Below are 18,018 nucleotides of genomic sequence, written 5' to 3'. Positions count from 1 at the left end.
CCGACCGGATCGCCCCCTACATCCCGCCCCGCGATGCCAGGATGGCGTCCGTCACCTGCCGGATGTCGCGCAGGCCGCACAGGGCCATGGAGACGTCGAGCTCCTTGCGGATGATGTCGAGGCTGAGCTTGACGCCCGCTTCGCCCATGGCGCCGAGGCCGTAGAGGAAGGCGCGGCCGATGAGCACGCCGCGCGCGCCCATGGCGATCGCCTTGAGCACGTCCTGGCCGGAGCGCACGCCGCCATCCATCATGACCTCGATGCGGTCGCCGACGGCGGCGACGATCGGCGCCAGCGCCTCGATCGAGGACAGGGCGCCGTCGAGCTGGCGGCCGCCATGGTTGGAGACGACCAGTGCGTCGGCGCCGCTGCGCGCCGCGAGCTCGGCGTCCTCGGGATCGAGGATGCCCTTGAGGATCAGCTTGCCGCCCCAGCGATCCCTAATCCATTTGACGTCGTCCCAGCTGAGCGCAGGGTCGAACTGCTCGGCCGTCCAGGACGACAGCGAGGAGAGGTTGGTCACGCCCTTGGCATGGCCGGCAATGTTGCGGAAGGTCCGCCGCTGCGTGCCCAGCATGCCCAGGCACCAGCGCGGCTTGGTGGCGAGGTTGATCAGGTTGGGGATGGTCAGGCGCGGCGGGGCGCTGAGGCCGTTGCGGATGTCCTTGTGGCGCTGGCCGAGGATCTGCAGGTCGAGCGTCAGCATCAGGGCCGAGCAGCCTGCCGCCTTGGCCCGGTCGATCAGGTTGCCGACGAAGTCGCGGTCGCGCATGACGTAGAGCTGGAACCAGAACGGCTTGTCGGTGTTCTCCGCCACGTCCTCGATCGAGCAGATGCTCATGGTCGAGAGCGTGAACGGCACGCCGGCGGCGGCCGCGGCCCGGGCGGCCAGGATCTCGCCGTCGGCATGCTGCATGCCGGTCAGCCCGGTCGGCGCCAGGGCGAGCGGCATGGCGACGGGCTGGCCGAGCAAGGTCGTGGCGAGGCTGCGGTCGCGCATGTCGACGGCGACGCGCTGGCGGAACCTGATCTTGCCGAAATCGGCCTCGTTGGCGCGGTAGGTGCTCTCGGTCCAGGAGCCGGAATCGGCATAGTCGTAGAACATGCGCGGCACGCGGCGCTTGGCGAGGAGGCGCAGGTCTTCGATGGAGGTGATCGGGCGCGTCATGGCGGGGGAGTCCTGGAACCGGCGGGGCCGCGGCGGCGGCGCTCCCATCTACACGCTCATCTGCCGGAGAGGAAAGCCAGGATCTCGGCGCCGACCGCATCGGCGAACTCCTCGTGGAGGCCGAGCTTGCCGCGCGGCAGCTGCACCGCGGCGACGCCCGGGACGGCGGCGGCCGCCTCCATCTCGGCGCGGGAGCGCGGCGGCGTCTCGGCACCATGGACGAGGAGCACCGGCACGCCGGCGCCGCGGAGCAGCGCCAGGAAGGCCTCGCGCTCGCCGACGCGGTCGAGCGCGCCGGTGACGAAGCGCACCGAAGCGTGGCGGGCGCCCGGCGCCGTGGTCACGCCACGCTTCTCGGCAAGACGCGCCGCATCGAGGAAGGCGGGATCGCTGTAGACGTGCTCGCGCGCCATGCGCTCCACCACGAAGCGGCTGAGATTGGCGGCATAGAGCATCGGCCCGAGCACCGGCGCGTCCAGGGCGGCGCGGATGCGGGCGAACCAGGGGCGCGGTCCGCCCATCATGGTCGGCAGCGGCCCGCGCCAGGTCGGCGCCACCAGGACCAGGCGGCCGGCGCTGCCGGGATGGGCGGCGAGATGGCGGAGCGCATAGGTCGCCGCATGGCCGGCCGCGACGATGGCGGCGAGCGGCCCGGTCCCGGCGATCACTTCAGCCAGGAAGCGCGAGAGCAGGTCGGGCGACCAGTCGAGCCGCGGCCGCGGCCGGTCGCCGAAGCCCGGCCAGTCGACGCCGAGGGTGCGAAACCCAGGCGCGAGCCGGCGGGCGAGCGGGCGCATCTCGGCGCGGGTGGAGATCGAGCTCAGCGCCGGCAGGAGCAGCACCGCCGGTCCCGCGCCCTCCTCGTCGAGGCCGAGGCGGAGCGCCGCGCCGCCCGTCGACCAGCCGATCTCACGCTCGCTCATCCCCTTGCTCCGTCCCGTCCGGCGACCATCGCCATGCCATAGCATCGACGGAGGCGTCGTCGGAGGGGATCGATCGGACCATCGGGCATGGCAGGTCTTCCTGTCGATCCGGGCGCGCTCAGGCTTGCCCGATGGCGCGCATGCCGAGCAGGCTCGCAGCCGGCGTCGGTGCGGCCGTCGCCGCCAGGACGGTCTGCAAGGCCTCGATGTCCGCCGCGGCATCGGGCTCCCAGCCGCAGCAGCAGCGCCCGGGGCCATGATGGGCCTGCGCCATCTCCTGGTAGATCGACCCCACCGCCATGGCGGCCAGGCCGAGCACCGTCATCGGCGAAACACCGGCCTGGCGCATGGCGTCGCCGATCGCGCCCATCACCGCCCGGCGGAGCTCGGCACGGGCCGCCTCGACGCGCTCGGCGCGATTCAGGTCGGCATCCATCTCTCACTCCTGCATGACTGGAAAGTCGATCGCGTCGACATGCCTCGTCATCGCATGAATGACGACGCAATAAAATCCTCATCTCTCATCAAACAACTGTATGGAATTGGAAAAACTCGAGACTGTACACCCGATCTGCATCGAAGATATTTCCCGGGAAGGCCATCATGCGGGCCGAGCGATCTCGCTCCGGATCACTCGCCTTGCCACACCTTCGCTGCGACGGTGTCGCGGCTTGACAGGACCGTATTCGGAGCCAATTCTTAGTCTTGTTCTCAGGATGAGCTTGCAGTTTCAAGAACTCCAAGCTGAACAACGGAAGATTGAGGAGCCATGCCCAACTCTGTCAGGTCGAGGGTATTGTGACCGAACGGCTCGACCACTGCATCCGCTTCGGACGGATCGCCGCGACGCTTCCGGTTCGCGACATGGCGAGGGCGCATGCTTTCTACACGCAGGTGCTCGGCTTCACGAAGACCTTCGAGAACGGCACCCCGGCGCGCTTCATGATCCTGAGGCGCGATGCGGCCGAGCTGCACCTGACCCTGCAGGAGAGCTACGAAGCCGCACCCTTCCCGGTGGCGCATCTGATGGTCGAGGACGTCGACGCGCTGCACCGCATCTGCACGGCGCGCGGCATCGCGATCGTCAAGGGCCTGCGCGACGAGGATTTCGGCTTGCGGGCCTTCGTCTTCGCGGATCCCGACGGCAACCGGATCGACGTCGGCCAGCCGCTCTGAGGACCTCGCCGCCGCGGCCCCTCAGGGCACGACCGCCGAGCTTTGCGCGGCCAGGCCCGGCAGCACCGCGGCCAGGCGGTCGACCCAGGCGGCGATGCCGTCGTCCGAGGCGAGCAGGTCCTGCCGGATCTCCAGCAGCACGGCCGGGATGCCGCGGTCGTGGCCATGCACCGGGATGGTGTAGTCCTCCTCGCGGCTGATGACATAGGGCACGTTGGCGCCCACGCTCAGCCCGGCCTCGCGGGCGAGAGCCGCGATCAGCGCCTCGCCGAAGGCGCGGGATTCGCCGAACAGCACCCCGGCATGCCAGGGGCGGGCGAGGCCGTGGAACACCGGCGTGAAGGAATGCACGGCGAGGAGGAGCGTCCGGCGGCCGGCGGCCGCGCGGTGGTCGAGGTGGCGCGCCACGGCGGCGTGGAAGGGCTCGAAGACGAGGCGGGCGCGGTGGGCCCGCTCGGCCTCGGTCAGCTCGGCATTGCCCGGGATATCCGTGGCCTCGGAGCGCACCGGCATGCTGGACGGCGCGTCGAGCGGCCGGTTGAGATCGACCAGCAGGCGCGACGCGGTGCCGAGGAAGGCGGGCGCATCGAGGCGACGCGCCAGGGCGCGCGTCACCGCGCCGGCGCCGATGTCCCAGGCGATGTGGCGGGCGAGCTCCGCCGCCGGCAGGCCGAGCCCGCCATAGTCAGCCGGGACGTGGTTCGCGGCGTGCTCGCAGACCAGCACGAAATCCGAGGCGCCGGCCTCGTTGACGGCCTCGACCGGCGCCGGCCAGCCGGCCGGGCTCGCGCCCGCCATCAGTAGAGCGTCCGGTAGAGCGCGCAGACCGCCGCCGCGTCGCGCTCGCCGAGCGCCGCCATCTCGGCACGCTTGACGCCGAGATAGGTCTCGACGAACACCGGCGCGAACCAGCCCCGGGCCACCGTGTCGGCTTCGAGCGCGGCGAGCGCCGCGGCCAGGGTCTCGGGCAGGCGGACGAGGCCGAGCGCGTCGCGTTGCGCAGGGGTCATGGCCGTCGGGTCGCCGCTGACCAGCGGCGGGGCCGGCATCTCGGCGGCGAGGCCTTCCAGCCCCGCGCGGATCAGCGCGGCCAGCACGAGATAGGGGTTGGCAGTGGCGTCGGCGGCGCGGAACTCGATGTTGAACTGGCGGGCGGGATCGCCGCCGCCGAAGCCCACCGTCGGGCAGATGCGCAGCGTCGCTTCGCGGTCGCGGTCGGCCAGCCAGGTGTAGGAAGAGCTCCAGCTGTGCGGCTTCAGCCGATAATAGGACGAGACGCCCGGGGCTGAGAAGGCGGTGAGCGCCGGCAGGTGGTGCAGGATGCCGGCACAGAAGCTGCCGGCCGCGGCGGACAGCCGGCCGGGCCGCGCGGGATCGTAGGCCGCCGGCCGGCCCGCCGGATCGAGGAAGGAGAGGTGGACGTGGACGCCGTTGCCGACGCCGTCCGGCGCCGTCTTGGGTGCGAAGCTGGCGCGCCAGCCGAGATTGCGCGCCACCTCGCGGGTGATCTCGCGGATGGCGACGGCACGGTCGGCGGCGGCGAGCGCATCGGCCGGGGCGTGGACGATCTCGAACTGGTCGCGGCCATATTCGGCGATCACCATCTCCGGCTCGACGCCGGCCTCCTGCAGCGCCGCCTGCAGGCGGGGCGCGAAGGGATCGGTGCGGCGCAGGGCCGACAGCGAGAAGGGATGGGCCTCCGGCAGGGCCGCGTCGACGAGCTGGAATTCCTGCTCGAAGGCCGCGACCACGGCAAGGCCGGTGCGGGCTCGCAGGTCGGCGAGGGCCTGGCGCAGCAGCGTGCGGGTGCAGGCGGCCCAGGGCGCGCCGTCGAGCTCGACGATGTCGCCGGCCACCATGTCGAAGGGCGTGGCCGAACCGGTGAGGCCGGTGCGATAGCGCGCCGTGAGATCGGGCAGGATGCGCAGGTCGCCGGAGGAGCCCCAGGGATTGGGATCGGCGATGGTGCCGAGCGCCGTCAGCGAGATGTTGGCCGGCACCCAGCCGATGCCGCTGGCCGCCACCTTGGCCAGGCGGTGCTCCGGCACCGAGCGGCCGCGGGTGACGGCGCAGAGGTCCGTGGTGGCGACGACGACCAGCGGTTCCGGCGCCTCGCTCATCGGCCGGGCCGTCCCGCGCCGAGGGCCTCGAAGCGGGCGGCCACCGCAGCGGTGTCCGCGAGCCAGCAATAGCCGCCGAAGGCCTTCAGCGCCGTCTCGTGCCGCTCGGGCGTCACCGTGGCGCAGGCGTCGGCGACGCAGGTGACGAGATAGCCGCGGTCGGCCGCGTCCCGCACCGCCATGTCGACGCACTGGTCGGTAAGGATGCCGGCGACGACGAGCTGGCGGATGCCGAGATTCTTGAGGAGATAGTCGATATTGGTGGAGTTGAAGACACCGGACGAGGTCTTGGGCAGCAGGATCTCGTCACCGGCCGGGGCGAGCGCGGCCGGGGGCAGGCCCTCGGGGAGGTCCGGCGGGATATGGATCGGCGTCAGCTTGTGGTCGAGCGAGCGGTCGCGCCCGTCGCGGGTCAGGCTCTGGATGATGGTGTGGATCACCTCCACACCGGCGGCGCGGGCGGCGGCGAGCAGGCGCTGCTGGTTCGGCACGGTCTGCGCCGCGGTCTGGCGGTAGAAATAATGGTCCGGGCCCCGCTCGGGATGGGAGGGGTCGAGCCCCGGCTCCAGCCAGATGCGCTGCATGTCCACCAGCAGCAGCGCCGTCTCCCCGGCGACATAGGGGGCATCCCGCCGCGATGGATCCGTGCTCACGATCAGCCCTCCTGTGCCGGCTCAGCCATGCAGCCACTGTGAAGAGTGAATTACAGAATTTTGAGTAGACGTCAATTCTGAAGGATCATTGACATAGGCTGACGCGCCACTGCCGCGCGGATGCGTCGCGGCTGCGATTGCGGGATTGGTCTATGAGTGCGCGGCCTGCGCCGCCGCTCGGGGGCGCGTCAGGCCATCCGCTCGAATCGAACACGGCGGGCGAGCCAGCAACCGAACGTCAACCCGGCAACCGCGCCGCCCTGGTCCCGGGCGACCCGCACCGTCCAGTCCCCGGGGGCGGGCGCGTCCATGCCGCGCTGGCAGGGCATGCGCCAGAGGTCGGCCGCGACGGGATAGAGCGGCTGCATCGGCCCGCGGCCGAGCATGCCGTCGAAGGCAGCGTGCATGATGCCGCCGGCATCCGTGACGGTGAGTGTCGCCCCGAGCTCGGCGGCATGGAAGCGCCCGGCGATGTCGGGCCGTACCGGCCCCTCGACCCGGTAGAGGCGGGTGCGCAGATTGTCGCCCGGCCGCTCCATGTCGATGATGTCGCCGTCGCGCCGCAGCGTCATCGACGGCGAAGCGGCGGTTCCGTCCGGCCCTGACCGCAGCAGGTCGGCCCCGGTGGCGAAGCGGGCGGACAGCCGGCCGCCGCCCGCAGCGGCGAGGTCGAGCAGCAGGCCGGTCGCCTCGTCGTGATAAGCGCCGGCCCAGGCCGCGTCGAGGCCGGCCGCCGGGGCGGACGCCAGCTCCTGCCCGAGGGCGGCGCGCATCAGGTGCAGCGCCGCCTCGCGCGCCTCGGCCGCATGGTTGAACAGCACCACCACCGACAGCCGTTCCGCCGCCGCGTGCAGCCTCTGGCTGCGCCAGCCGCGCAGGGCGCCGCCATGGCCGGTCAGCCCGACGCCGCCGCTGTCCAGATGCGCCAGGCCGAAGCCGTAGCGGGCCGGGCGGCCATCGGCGAAGGCCGGCGCCACGGCGAGGCGGCGGTAGAGGCCGGCCGCGTCCTGGCGCGTCGCGTCGATGAAGCGCTCCCAGGCGATCATGTCGTCGAGTGAGGCGCAGAGGCCCGCGTCGCCGGTCCAATGGATGCGGTTGACCGCGGGCACGTAGCCGAAGGCCTCGTTGCCCTCGTAGCCGACGGCCTCGCCCGGCAGGTCGCCGGTCTCGGGATTGAGCCGGGCCTCCTCCATGCCGGCCGGCTCGAGCACGCGCCGGCGCAGGATCTCGCCGAAGGGCCGGCCGGCGCGATCCTCGATGAGATCGGACAGGAGGCGGAAATTGCCGTTCGAATAGGAATACTGCGTGCCCGGCGGGAAGTGCAGGCTGCGCGTCCCGCCGATCAGGGCCGCGGCATCGGCCGGACGGAACGCCCCTTCGGGCGTCGCGCCGCACAGCACGGTGAGCGCCCAATAGTCACGCAGCCCGGACTGGTTGTGGCAGAGGTCGACGATCCGCGGCGGCGGCTCGTGCAGCAGCGCCAGCCGGGCGGCGAGCGCCGCATCCAGCGCCGCGGGATCGCCGACCTCCTCGAGCAGGGCGGCGCAGGTGAACTGCTTGGTGATCGAGCAGACCGGCACCAGGGTGCGTGGCGAGAACGGGATGCGCCCGGCGAGATCGGCATAGCCCCAGGCGTGGCGCGCCAGCACGGCCCCCTCGCGCAGCACGGCGACCGCGCCCCCCGGTCCCCTGAACAGCAGGGGGAGGTCCTCGATGGCGCGGTCGAGCGCGCGGGCGATCTCGGTCATGGGCGTGCCGTTGCCGGAGGCTGGGACGATACAGCGCTATACAGGATTCGCGCCGCCGCGCCTCGTGCCGCCTGCAGGCATCGCCGGAGACGGGAGCTCAGGCTTCCTTCTCGTAGGCGGCCCGCAGCTCGACCAGCGCGCGCCCGATCTCCTCGCGCCGCTGCTCCAGCCGCTCGATCTGGGCGAGGAGCCGGTCCCGGCCGATCGCCAGCATGCGGGCGTTGGACGGCCCCCTCTCCTCGAGCATCTCGCGGATCTCGTGCAGGGTGAAGCCGAGCTTCTTGCCGCGCAGGATCATGGCCAGGCGCTCGTGGTCCCGGCGGCTGTAGCGGCGCGACAGCCCGTCCCGGCGCGGCGAGAGCAGGCCCTTCTGCTCGTAGAAACGCAGGCTGCGCAACGTCACGCTGAATTCGCGCGCGAGATCGCCGATGCCGTAGTGGCTGATGTCGTGCGAACCGCCGTCACGGTGGAGCATCGTCATGTCGTCCGTCCATCCTTCCTGGCGGGCCCCCCGGGGCTGCCGCCGATCCCTGCACCCCCGCGCCGCCCGCCGACGCGGCCGGGCGCTCGGCCGTCGGCGCGGGCCTTCCGCATCATCGGCACCTTGCGGATCACAAGGTGGGAAAAATTCCCACGTAAAAAGCTAGATCAGTTCGCCCCGACCGTCAACACCTCGAATGGGGCGGTCCGGCGGGCCGCGCTCAGGCCGGCGCGATCGGGCTCAGGCGAGGTTGATCGCCACCCTGCGCAGGAGCTCCACCGATTTGCGCATGCCCTCCAGCGGCGACATCATCACGTCCTCATGCTCGATGGAGAGCACGTCGTCATAGCCCGCGAGCCTCAGCGCGGTGCAGAACCGGCGCCACCAGGTCTCGCCGTGGCCGTAGCCGAGCGTGATGTAGTTCCAGCTGCGCTCGGCGATGCGCTCGCCGGGCCGGGCCTCGAGCGTGCCGTCGATTCCGGCCGGCACCGGCTCGATCCGGGTGTCCTTGGCGTGGACATAGTAGATGGCCGGGCCGAGCGCCCGGACCGCCGCCAGCGGATCGGCGTTCATCCACATGGGATGGCTGGGGTCGTAGTTGGCGCCGACGGTCTCGCCGACCGCGGCGCGCAGCTTCAGGAGCGTATGGACATTGTACACCGCCTGGTGGCCGTGCAGCTCCAGGCAGAGCTTGCGGATGCCGAGATTGTTGGCGTAGGCGACGAGGTCGCGCCAATAGGGGATCAGCTTCTCCTCCCACTGGTAGCGCTGGATCTCCAGGCATTCCGGCGGCCAGTCCGTGACGATCCAGTTGGGGTTGGCATCGCCCGGCCCGCCGGGGAGCCCGGACATCATCACCACCCGGTCGACGCCCATCAGGCTGGCGAGACGGATGGTGTCGAGGGTGATGCGGTGATGCAGCGCGCCCTTGGGCCCGGGATGCAGCGGATTGCCGGAACAGTTGAGCGCGGCCACGGCAAGGCCGTGGTCGGCGACCTTGGCCGCGAAGTCCCGGCGCGCCGCGACGCTGTCGAGCATGGCGCCGAGGTCGAGATGGGGCGCCGTCGACCAGTTGCCGCAGGCGAATTCCAGCGTCTCCAGCTTCAGCTCCGCCGCGGCGGCGAGCATGGCCTCGAAGGACAGGGCGCCGAGGCTGTCGGTGATCATGCCGATCTTCATGGGCTCTGCCCTCCTCAGTAGCGGACCGGCTCGAACCGGCCGGAGGCGGCGGAGACGAGCGCCGCCTCGCACAGGATCATCGCCTTGCGCCCATCCTCGGCGCCGACCTCGGGCTCGCGCCCCTGCTCGACGCAGGCGACGAAATGGTCGAGCTCGGCCGCATAGGACTCCGCATAGCGCTCGACGAAGAAGTGGAGCGGCTTGTCGGTCGAGACGGCGCGGACGCCCGAGTGCTCCACCGAGGTCGGGGCGCGGTTGCCCGCCCGGAGCATGCCGTCGGAGCCGTGCACTTCGATGCGCTGGTCGTAGCCGTAGCTCGCCCGCACGCTGTTGTTGATGTGGCACTGGCGGCCCGAGGCGGTGCGCAGGACGAACATGGCGGTGTCGTAGTCGCCGAGCCGGGCATAGGCGGGCGAGACCAGGGAGGAGCCGGTGGCGAACAGCGCCACCGGCTCCTCGCCCAGGAGGTGGCGGGCCATGTCGAAATCGTGGATGGTCATCTCCCGGAAGACGCCGCCGCCGGCGGCCAGGGCCTCCTCGGTCTCCGGCTCGGGATCGCGGCTGGTGATGATCACCTGCTCGACGCTGCCGATCTCCCGGGCGTCGAGCCGATGCTTCAGCGCCCGGAAGCTCGGGTCGAAGCGGCGGTTGAAGCCGATCTGGAAGATCACGCCGGCCGCCCTGACCGCGGCGAGGCAGGCATCGGTGCGGGCAAGATCGAGGTCGATCGGCTTCTCGCAGAAGATCGCCTTGCCGCGGGCGGCCGCCGCGGCGGCGAGGTCGGCGTGGCTGCGCGTCGCCGAGGCGATCATGACCGCGCCGACGGCCGGGTCGTCCAGCGCGGTCGCGGCATCGGCGACGGTGGCGCCGGTCTGCGCGGCGATGCGCGCGGCGGCCTCGGGCCGGGGGTCGACGACGTAGCGCAGACGCACCCGCGGGTGGCGCGCCAGGTTCACCGCGTGGACCGAGCCGATCAGGCCGGCGCCGAACAGGCAGACATCGAGCATGGCATCCTCTTGCCGCCCTTCGGGGCGGCCCGTCATTTGACCGCCCCCATGGTCATGCCGCGCACGAGGTGGCGCTGCACGATGAGGGCGAAGATCACGATCGGCAGGGCACCGAGCACGCCGGCCGCCGCCATCGAGGCCCAGTCCGTGTCGATGCGCCCGATCAGCGTGGCGGTGCCGCGCGGCATGGTCATCGCCCGCGGCGTCGCCGTCAGGGCGAGAGCGAACAGGAACTCGTTGAAGGTGATGATCACCGCGAAGATCGCCGTCGCGGTCAGGCCCGGCGCGGCCAGCGGCAGGGCGATGCGCAGGAACGCGCCGAAGCGGGAATCGCCGTCGACCATGGCCGCCTCCTCCAGGTCCGCCGGGATCTCGCGGAAGAAGCTCTCCATCGTCCAGACGCAGAAGGTGATGTTGAAGGCGGTGTAGGTCAGGACGAGGCCGAGCCAGGTGTCGAGCAGCCGGAGCTGCAGCATCAGGAGGTAGACCGGGACCAGGATCACCACCGGCGGGACGATGCGCAACGTCAGGAGGGCGAGGCCGACCCGGCGCTCCAGGCCGAAGCGCAGCCGAAACCGCGCGATCGCATAGGCGCCGAGCGTGCCGACCGCCAGGGCGACGACGACCGAGGCGCCGGTGACCACCAGCGAGTTGGCGAGATAGGCGCCGAACTGCTTCTCGGCGAAGAGATGCAGGTAGTTGTCGAGGGACGGCGCGTGCGGATAGAGCGTCGCCTCCTGGGTGATCTCCTTGTTCGACTTCAGCGACGTCGACACCATCCAGTAGATCGGCAGGAACACGATCCCCAGCACCAGCACGACGACGAAGGCCCGCGCGATCCTCTCCCTCATGACGGTTCGATCCGGCGCAGCAGCCGCACCGCGGCCAGCGCGAAGGCGAGCACGATCAGGCCGATCGTGACGAACATCGCCGCGGCATAGCCGGTCTGCTGGAACTTGAAGGCGGTGTCGTAGCCGTAGAGCGACACCAGCCGCGTCGCCTCCCCCGGCCCGCCGCGGGTCAGCACGAACACCTGGTCGAAGGTGCCGAAGGCGTCGATGGTCCGCAGCACGATGGCGATGGCCAGCACCGGCCGCATCATCGGCAGGGTGAGGTCGACGAAGCTGCGCCAGGGGCCGGCACCGTCGACCCGCGCCGCCTCGAACGGCTCCTGCGGCAGCGACTGCAGCCCCGCCAGCAGGATCAGGAACATCAGCGGCGTCCACTCCCAGACGTCGAGCACGACGAGGCCGGCGAAGGCGCCGGTGGGGTTGCCGAGGATCTGGACCTCGCCGCCGCCGAAGGCCGCGGAGACGGCGGTCAGCATGCCGACGTCGCTGGCATAGATCAGCCGAAAGACGATGCCGACCACCACCGGCGTGATCACCATCGGCACGATCAGCGCCGTGCGCAGCAGGCGGATGCCGGTGAACTCGCGCAGGCAGAACAGGGCGAGCGCGAAGCCGAGCACCGCCTCGATCGCGACCGAGAGGGTGACGAAGCGCACCGTCACCCACAGCGAATTGAGGAACTGGGCATCGCTCCACAGCCGGACATAGTTGGCGAGCCCCACATCCGCCACCGGCGAGCCGTAGCGGTAGAGCCGCGTGCTGGCGCGCAGGCCGTCCCAGAGCGGGTAGACCAGCACGCCGAGCACGATGAGCACGCCGGGGGCCAGGAGGAGATAGGGCAGCGCCAGGTCGAGCCCGGCCCCCTGCAGCCTCTCCCGGCCCCGGCGTCGCTCCGCCCCGCTCATGGATAGTAGCCGGCCTGGGTCAGGTAGTCCGTCACCTGCGCCGCCGCCACGTCCAGCGCGCCCCCGCCGCCGGAGCCGGCCTGCAGCGCCTTGTTGAGCTGGATGCCGAGCAGCTCCTCGACCTTGGCCCAGTCGGGCGTGCGCGGCCGCGGCAGCGCGCCGGCGTCGAGCTGCTGCAGCGCCACCGGGATCAGGCGGTTGCCGGGATCGGGCACGGCAAAGGCGCTGCGCTTGACCGGGATCGAGCCGGCCTCGGCGAGCCGGGCCTGGATCCGCGGGCTCGCGTACCATTGCAGGAAGGCGATGGCATTGGCCTTGTTCGGCGCCGATTTCGGCACGCCGGCGATGAAGATGCCCATCTGGGCGATGGCCGCGACCTTCTTCGGCACCACGCCGAAGCCGAGCTTGCCGACCACCTTGCACTGCGCGGGGTCGTCGGCCTTCAGGGCGTTGCCGGAATATTGGATGATGGCGCCGGCATCGCCGCCGAGGATGGCCGCGCCCTCCTGGTCGGAATCGAACTCGACCACGCCGGGCGGGGCGCCCTGCTTGAGCGCGCCGACGAAGAAGTCGGCCGAGGCCTTGCCGGCCTCGGAATTGAAGGCGACATTCCATTTGTCGTCGAAGAACCGGCCGCCGAAGGACAGGAAGATCGGATACCAGCTGGTGACGATCGGGTTGCCGGTGACGCCGCGGAACACCACGGGGTACTTGATCTTGCCGGCGGCGACGCCGGCCTTGCCCTTGGCCAGGATCTCGTCCCAGGTGGCGGGCGCCGTCTCGCCGTAGACGTCGGTGCGATAGGTCAGGGTCTGGAGGTCGCCGACGAAGGGCACACAGACCAGCTTCGGCGCCGCCGTCTCGAACCCCTTGACCCGCGGGCCCTGGCGCGGCGGCCAATAGCCCATGTCGATCATCGGGCCGATCCAGTCCTTGTCCGCGCCGTCGACGCCGCCGGCGCCGAGGTCCTCCAGGAGATCGGCGGCGCCGAATTGCGGCACCCAGGGATCGTCGAGCAGGTAGAGATCGTACTGGCCGGCGCCGCTCTTGGCGTCCGCGAACCATTTTTCCAGGGTGACGCCGTATTCGTCCTCGAGGAACTCGATGTCGAAGCCTTCCGCCTTGGCCAGCGGAATGATCGTCTGCTTGAACGGCGTCAGGCCGCCGTCGGCGAAGGCGCCGACGACCACCTTGCCGGCCGCGGCCGCAGCCGGCGCCGGTGCGGCGAGGCCGGAGGCGCCCAGCGCCAGCGCCGCGGTGCCCTGCAGCAGGGCGCGGCGGCTCAGCGGGAGGGCCGGATCTTGCGGGCGTGTCATTGTCATCCCCTCTTGTTGTTGACGCGATGCACCACCGTGAAGCCGGTCTTGTCGAAGAAGCAGGCATTGGCCGGATCGAAGGCGAGGCCGACGCCGGCGCCAATGCGGGCGGTGAAGCCGCGGCCGGCCCGCACCGCCAGGCGCTCGCCCCGGACGCGCACGTCGACCAGCGTCTCGTTGCCCATCGGCTCGACGACGTAGACCTCCCCCGCCAACGCGCCGGGCGTGCCGGGCTCGACGATGCCGAGATCCTCGGGCCTGAGGCCGATCTCGACCGCGCCGGCATCGAGGCAGGCCTGCCGCCGCGCCTCGTCCAGCCCCAGGCGGACGCCGCCGACCTGCAGGCCGTCCTCCCCGACGATCGCCCGCAGCACGTTCATCGGCGGGTTGCCGACGAAGCCGGCGACGAAGCGGTTGGCCGGACGCTCGTAGATCTCGTCCGGCGGGGCGACCTGCTGCAGCAACCCGCCCTGCATCACCGCGACCAGATCGGCCATGGTGAGCGCCTCCGCCTGGTCGTGGGTGACGTAGAGCGTGGTGGCGCCGAGCCGCTGGCACAGCCGCTTGATCTCGCCGCGCATGGTCAGCCTGAGGCGCGCGTCGAGATTCGACAGCGGCTCGTCCATCAGGAAGGCGGCGGGATCGCGCACGATCGCCCGCGCCAGGGCGACGCGCTGGCGCTGGCCGCCCGAGAGCTGGCGCGGATGGCGCTCGAGCAGGCGGTCGATCTCCAGCGCCGCCGCCACCTCCCGGATGCGCAGGGCGCGCTCGGTCGCCGGCATCTTCCGGATCCAGAGGGGATAGCCGATATTGTCGGCGATGGTCATGTGGGGATAGAGCGCATAGCTCTGGAACACCATGGCGACGTCGCGGTCGCGCGGCTGCAGGCGCGTGACGTCGCGGCTGCCGATCAGCACCCGGCCGGAGGTCGGCATGTCGAGGCCGGCGAGGATGCGCAGCGCCGTGGTCTTGCCGCAGCCCGAGGGGCCGAGCAGGGCCAGGAAGGTGCGGTCCGGCAGGGCGATGTCGAGCGAGTGCAGGGCGATGAAGCCGCCGAAGCTCTTGCCGACGCGCTCGTAGGTGACGGCGCTCACGGCCGGCTCCCCGCCGCGGCGCCGCCGCGAGGCCCGGTCCGGCCCGCCCCGGACGGGCGGAGGGGGCCCGCTCCCATAGGCGTTAACTTTGGAGGCGAGAACCGGGCGCGGATAGTCTGCGCAGAAGGAGGCGCCGCCCAAAGCCTTCCCCACGAAGCTGGGGAAGGTGCCGGCCGAAGGCTGGCGGATGGGGTGTGGCCCGCAGATCTGAGGGAGTGTTCGGCTTGCACATCCGGTTCGTGCAGGGGTTTGCAGGCGGCGAGCCCGGCGGACCACACCCCATCCGACCCGACTTCGTCGGGCCACCTTCCCCAGCTGCGTGGGGAAGGCTTTCGCGCACTATACCGCTCGCAATGCCCTGTCTTGTATCCGCGCAGCCCTATGTTAGCGCCCATGGGACCGAACCCTCCCGAACGTGGCCTGGCTCCGTGCCCGCGCATCGCTGCTCCCTCGCCGCCGGACCATCCGGCATGCCCGGCCACGGCGTCCCGGCCCGGGCGATCAGGCCGGCGGAACACCTTCGACCTCGAAACCGGCCTCCAGGGCCAGATGATACAGGTTGCGATAGCCCATGGTCGCATAGGTCAGCGGATGGGCCTTGAAGGGATCCTGCTCGGCCTCGACCACCAGCCAGCCGGCATAGCCGTGCTCCGCCAGCAGGAGCAGCAGGATGGGATAGTCGAGGGCACCGTCGCCCGGGACCGTGAAGATGCCGGCCATGACGGCGGCCATGAAGCTCATGTCCTCGGCCCGGGCGCGGGCCAGCACCCGCGGGCGCACGTCCTTGCAGTGCACGTGCACGACCCGCCCGACATGGCGGCGCAGCAGCGCCTGCGGATCGCCGCCGGAGAAGGCGCAATGGCCGGTGTCGTAGAGCAGGCCGACGGCCTCGCCGGTGCGGGTCATCAGCGCGTCGATCTCGGCGTCGGTCTCGACGATGGTGCCCATGTGATGGTGAAAGGCCATGCGCACGCCGAAATCGGCCATGCGCTCGGCGAGGCGGGTGATCTTGAGGCCGTAGGCGGGCCATTCCTCGGCCGAGAGCGAGGGGCGCTGCGAGATCGGATCGAAGATGGCGCCGTGGCGCCCGCGCGAGGTATCGGCATAGACGACATGCCGGGCGCCGAGGTCGCGGAGCAGCGTCAGATGCGGCAGGACGGCGTCGAACTCGGCCTCGACCTCCCGCTCCAAGATGCGCCCGTCATACCAGCCGGAGACCAGCCGCAGGCCGTGGCCGTCGAGGATGGGGCGAAGGAGCGCGCTCTCGCGCGGGAACTTGCCGCCGAGCTCCGTGCCGGCATAGCCGGCCCGGCGGGTCTCGGAGAGGCATTGCTCGAGCGGCGTGTCGCCGCCCAGCGACGGGTCGTCGTCATTGGTCCAGGTGATCGGATTGATGCCCAGCGTCACGGTCATGCGGTCGCTCCAGCGGCGCGGCGGCCGTCCCCGCGGGTCGTCGCAGGCACCTGCGGCCCGCGCGCCCCGAAAGACATCGAGGTCTCGGCAAATCGCGTGGGATGTCCTCGATCCCGGCCGGATCCTACGCCGCGCTGTATCCTCCGCGAGAGCCAGTCTGCGGAAAAATGAAAGGGCCTGTTTCGCGCCCTGCGCGCATTCGGCTGGACCGCGGCGGCGCCGGAGTCCAGATTGGGCGGCGACCCACGGGGATGGACCATGCGCCAGGCCTTCGCGTTGGATGCCCTCGCCCTCGACCGCACGCGCGGCGAGCCGCTGCACCGCCAGCTCTATCGGGCGCTGGCCGCCCTGATCGCCGAGCATACGCTGCCGGCCGGCTCCGAGCTGCCCTCGACGCGCGATCTTGCCGCCGACCTCGCCATCGCCCGCAACACCGTGGTGGCGGCCTATGACCAGCTCGCGACCGAGGGCTATCTGCTCAGCCGCGCCGGCGCCCGCCCCGTGGTGGTGGAGCTGCCTGCCGGCCCGGCGGTGCAGGCGCGGGCGCCGGCGGGCAGCGCCGACCGTCCCCTGTCGCGGCGGGGCGAGACGATGATGCGCCAGCCGGTCCATCACGGCACGCCCGGCCAGATCGCCTTCCATCCCGGCATGCCCGATGCCCGCGCCTTCCCCTTCGGCGTCTGGAGCCGGCTGCTCGCCCGGCGTGCGGGCTTCGCCGGCGAGACGCTGTTCGGCACCTACCATGTCGCGGGCCTGCCGGCCCTGCGGGAAGCCATCGCCTCCTATCTCAGGACGGGGCGCGGCGTGCGGTGCACCGCCGACCAGGTCGTGGTGACGACGGGGGCACAGGCGGCCTTCGACCTGCTCGCCCGATTGCTGCTCGATCCCGGCGACAGCGTCTGGGTGGAGGAGCCGGGCTATTTCGGCGCGCAATCGGCCTTCGTCGCCGCCGGCGCCCGTCTGGCCGGCCTGACCGTCGGGCTGGAGGGATGGCAGCTCGAGCCGCCGCCGGTGACGCCGCGCCTGATCTATGTGACGCCGGCGTGCCAATACCCGCTCGGCATCACCATGCGGGTGGAGCAGCGCCTGCGCCTCCTGGAGATCGCCGAGCGCTGCGACGCCTGGGTGATCGAGGACGATTTCGACGGCGAGTACCGGTTCCAGGGCCGGCCCGTCCCGGCGATGCAGGGCAGCGACCGCGCCGGACGGGTGATCTATGTCGGCACCTTCGCCAAGATCCTGTTCCCGGCGCTGCGGCTCGGCTACATGGTGCTGCCGGCGGCGCTGTGCGCGCGCATCCCCCATGCGCTCAGCACCACGGGCCAGTTCGCGCCGCTGCTGCTGCAGGCGGCGCTCGCCGACTTCATGAACGAGGGCCTGATGGCGCGCCATCTCAAGCGCATGCGACGCGTCTACGCCGAGCGGCGCCTGGCATTCCAGGCCGCATGCGAGGCGCAGCTCGCCGGGCGGCTGACCCTGCTTTCCGGCGAGGCGGGCATCCAGGTGGTCGGCTTCTTCGACCAGCCGCTGGACGACCGGCGCGTGGCCGAGGCCGCGCAGCGCCTGGGCGTCAACGTCTCGCCCCTTTCCAAGCATTATCGCCAGGGCTCGCCCCGGCACGGACTGGTGCTCGGCTATGCCGCCTGCACCGCGGCCGAGACGGAGCAGGGCATGCGCAAGCTGCGCGAGGCGCTGGACAGCGCGAGCCCGGACACCGCGTCGGCCACGGCTTGAGCGGCCGTCGAAGCGGCGGAGCCGCGCCGATGGCACGTCACTTGCGTGTCAGACGCGTGGTCAAGACTGGGGGCATGGTTGTCGGTCCATTCGACCTCTCCGCCTGGGGCGAGGCGCATGCTGCCTGCGGGGGCCGGGCAGCGCGACGGCGCCGCAACCGTGCCGGCAGACGGCCGTGCCGATCGGGCCCATAATCCCGGCGCGATCCCGACGCATTCTTTCCGCCGGAATCGAGAGGCATACGGCTGCC

17 protein-coding genes are annotated in these 18,018 nt (G+C 71.4%); 2 read left to right on the top strand and 15 right to left on the bottom strand.

Going from position 1 to position 18,018, the window contains the following annotated elements; all coding sequences use genetic code 11:
* Positions 1–16: 16 nt before the first annotated feature.
* The 3 genes from QO011_RS31460 to QO011_RS31450 form a co-directional block, all read right to left on the bottom strand.
* Positions 17–1,168: an alpha-hydroxy acid oxidase gene (locus QO011_RS31460; protein WP_307281337.1), complete on the bottom strand. Its 1,152-nt coding sequence runs from the start codon at positions 1,166–1,168 to the stop codon at positions 17–19.
* A 56-nt stretch (positions 1,169–1,224) separates the two neighbouring features.
* Positions 1,225–2,091, bottom strand: coding sequence for an alpha/beta fold hydrolase (locus QO011_RS31455; RefSeq protein ID WP_307281335.1), 867 nt, complete (start codon positions 2,089–2,091; stop codon positions 1,225–1,227).
* Between the two features lie 118 nt (positions 2,092–2,209).
* Positions 2,210–2,527, bottom strand: coding sequence for a hypothetical protein (locus QO011_RS31450; protein ID WP_307281333.1), 318 nt, complete (start codon positions 2,525–2,527; stop codon positions 2,210–2,212).
* A 362-nt stretch (positions 2,528–2,889) separates the two neighbouring features.
* Between QO011_RS31450 and QO011_RS31445 the strand changes: the two genes are divergently transcribed.
* Positions 2,890–3,267, top strand: a complete 378-nt coding sequence (locus tag QO011_RS31445; RefSeq protein ID WP_307281330.1) for a VOC family protein — start codon at positions 2,890–2,892, stop codon at positions 3,265–3,267.
* 21 nt (positions 3,268–3,288) lie between these two features.
* On the opposite strand, the gene QO011_RS31440 is transcribed toward QO011_RS31445, so the two are convergent.
* The 12 genes from QO011_RS31440 to iolE all read right to left on the bottom strand — a co-directional run bounded on the left by QO011_RS31440 (position 3,289) and on the right by iolE (position 16,034).
* Positions 3,289–4,065 carry an N-formylglutamate amidohydrolase gene (locus QO011_RS31440; protein ID WP_307281327.1) on the bottom strand — a complete coding sequence of 259 codons (777 nt, stop codon included), beginning with the start codon at positions 4,063–4,065 and terminating at the stop codon, positions 3,289–3,291.
* Positions 4,065–5,387, bottom strand: a complete 1,323-nt coding sequence (locus QO011_RS31435) for a type I glutamate--ammonia ligase (RefSeq protein ID WP_307281324.1) — start codon at positions 5,385–5,387, stop codon at positions 4,065–4,067. The genes QO011_RS31440 and QO011_RS31435 overlap by 1 nt, the downstream gene beginning before the upstream one ends.
* Entirely contained in the window at positions 5,384–6,040 is a 657-nt protein-coding gene (locus QO011_RS31430; RefSeq protein WP_307281323.1) for a cysteine hydrolase family protein, read from the bottom strand. Before QO011_RS31430 ends, QO011_RS31435 begins: the two co-directional genes overlap by 4 nt.
* Before the next feature lie 188 nt (positions 6,041–6,228).
* Positions 6,229–7,788 (bottom strand): D-aminopeptidase, encoded by a 1,560-nt coding sequence (locus tag QO011_RS31425; RefSeq protein WP_307281319.1) that lies wholly within the window; start codon positions 7,786–7,788, stop codon positions 6,229–6,231.
* A 97-nt stretch (positions 7,789–7,885) separates the two neighbouring features.
* Positions 7,886–8,269, bottom strand: coding sequence for a MerR family transcriptional regulator (locus tag QO011_RS31420; RefSeq protein WP_307281317.1), 384 nt, complete (start codon positions 8,267–8,269; stop codon positions 7,886–7,888).
* Positions 8,270–8,509: 240 nt separating this feature from the next.
* Complete coding sequence (locus QO011_RS31415) at positions 8,510–9,448, bottom strand: sugar phosphate isomerase/epimerase family protein (protein ID WP_307281314.1); 939 nt, start codon at positions 9,446–9,448, stop codon at positions 8,510–8,512.
* 14 nt (positions 9,449–9,462) lie between these two features.
* Positions 9,463–10,455 carry an inositol 2-dehydrogenase gene (iolG, locus tag QO011_RS31410; protein WP_307281312.1) on the bottom strand — a complete coding sequence of 331 codons (993 nt, stop codon included), beginning with the start codon at positions 10,453–10,455 and terminating at the stop codon, positions 9,463–9,465.
* A gap of 32 nt (positions 10,456–10,487) precedes the next feature.
* Entirely contained in the window at positions 10,488–11,306 is an 819-nt protein-coding gene (locus QO011_RS31405; protein WP_307281310.1) for a carbohydrate ABC transporter permease, read from the bottom strand.
* Positions 11,303–12,211: a carbohydrate ABC transporter permease gene (locus QO011_RS31400; protein ID WP_307281308.1), complete on the bottom strand. Its 909-nt coding sequence runs from the start codon at positions 12,209–12,211 to the stop codon at positions 11,303–11,305. Before QO011_RS31400 ends, QO011_RS31405 begins: the two co-directional genes overlap by 4 nt.
* A complete protein-coding gene (locus QO011_RS31395) occupies positions 12,208–13,527 on the bottom strand; it encodes an extracellular solute-binding protein (protein WP_307281305.1) in 1,320 nt (439 codons plus the stop codon). The genes QO011_RS31400 and QO011_RS31395 overlap by 4 nt, the downstream gene beginning before the upstream one ends.
* Positions 13,528–13,529: 2 nt before the next feature.
* Entirely contained in the window at positions 13,530–14,621 is a 1,092-nt protein-coding gene (locus QO011_RS31390) for an ABC transporter ATP-binding protein (RefSeq protein WP_307281303.1), read from the bottom strand.
* A gap of 501 nt (positions 14,622–15,122) precedes the next feature.
* A complete protein-coding gene (gene iolE / locus QO011_RS31385) occupies positions 15,123–16,034 on the bottom strand; it encodes a myo-inosose-2 dehydratase (RefSeq protein WP_307281300.1) in 912 nt (303 codons plus the stop codon).
* A gap of 258 nt (positions 16,035–16,292) precedes the next feature.
* On the opposite strand from iolE, the gene mocR reads away from it, so the two are divergent.
* On the top strand, positions 16,293–17,768 hold the full coding sequence (mocR, locus tag QO011_RS31380; protein ID WP_307281297.1) for a rhizopine catabolism transcriptional regulator MocR: 1,476 nt from the start codon (positions 16,293–16,295) through the stop codon (positions 17,766–17,768).
* The last annotated feature ends 250 nt before the right edge of the window (positions 17,769–18,018 follow it).

Source organism: Labrys wisconsinensis, assembly GCF_030814995.1.
Lineage (GTDB): Bacteria > Pseudomonadota > Alphaproteobacteria > Rhizobiales > Labraceae > Labrys > Labrys wisconsinensis.
This window is presented reverse-complemented; position numbering and strand designations above follow the sequence as displayed.

Bases quoted from the DNA above. Each gene is read 5' to 3' on its own strand.
- QO011_RS31460 (WP_307281337.1), bottom strand. From the start codon at position 1,168: ATGACGCGCCCGATCACCTCCATCGAAGACCTGCGCCTCCTCGCCAAG.
- QO011_RS31455 (WP_307281335.1), bottom strand. From the start codon at position 2,091: ATGAGCGAGCGTGAGATCGGCTGGTCGACGGGCGGCGCGGCGCTCCGC.
- QO011_RS31450 (WP_307281333.1), bottom strand. From the start codon at position 2,527: ATGGATGCCGACCTGAATCGCGCCGAGCGCGTCGAGGCGGCCCGTGCC.
- QO011_RS31440 (WP_307281327.1), bottom strand. From the start codon at position 4,065: ATGGCGGGCGCGAGCCCGGCCGGCTGGCCGGCGCCGGTCGAGGCCGTC.
- QO011_RS31435 (WP_307281324.1), bottom strand. From the start codon at position 5,387: ATGAGCGAGGCGCCGGAACCGCTGGTCGTCGTCGCCACCACGGACCTC.
- QO011_RS31425 (WP_307281319.1), bottom strand. From the start codon at position 7,788: ATGACCGAGATCGCCCGCGCGCTCGACCGCGCCATCGAGGACCTCCCC.
- QO011_RS31420 (WP_307281317.1), bottom strand. From the start codon at position 8,269: ATGACGATGCTCCACCGTGACGGCGGTTCGCACGACATCAGCCACTAC.
- QO011_RS31415 (WP_307281314.1), bottom strand. From the start codon at position 9,448: ATGAAGATCGGCATGATCACCGACAGCCTCGGCGCCCTGTCCTTCGAG.
- iolG (WP_307281312.1), bottom strand. From the start codon at position 10,455: ATGCTCGATGTCTGCCTGTTCGGCGCCGGCCTGATCGGCTCGGTCCAC.
- QO011_RS31405 (WP_307281310.1), bottom strand. From the start codon at position 11,306: ATGAGGGAGAGGATCGCGCGGGCCTTCGTCGTCGTGCTGGTGCTGGGG.
- QO011_RS31400 (WP_307281308.1), bottom strand. From the start codon at position 12,211: ATGAGCGGGGCGGAGCGACGCCGGGGCCGGGAGAGGCTGCAGGGGGCC.
- QO011_RS31395 (WP_307281305.1), bottom strand. From the start codon at position 13,527: ATGACACGCCCGCAAGATCCGGCCCTCCCGCTGAGCCGCCGCGCCCTG.
- iolE (WP_307281300.1), bottom strand. From the start codon at position 16,034: ATGACCGTGACGCTGGGCATCAATCCGATCACCTGGACCAATGACGAC.
- mocR (WP_307281297.1), top strand. From the start codon at position 16,293: ATGCGCCAGGCCTTCGCGTTGGATGCCCTCGCCCTCGACCGCACGCGC.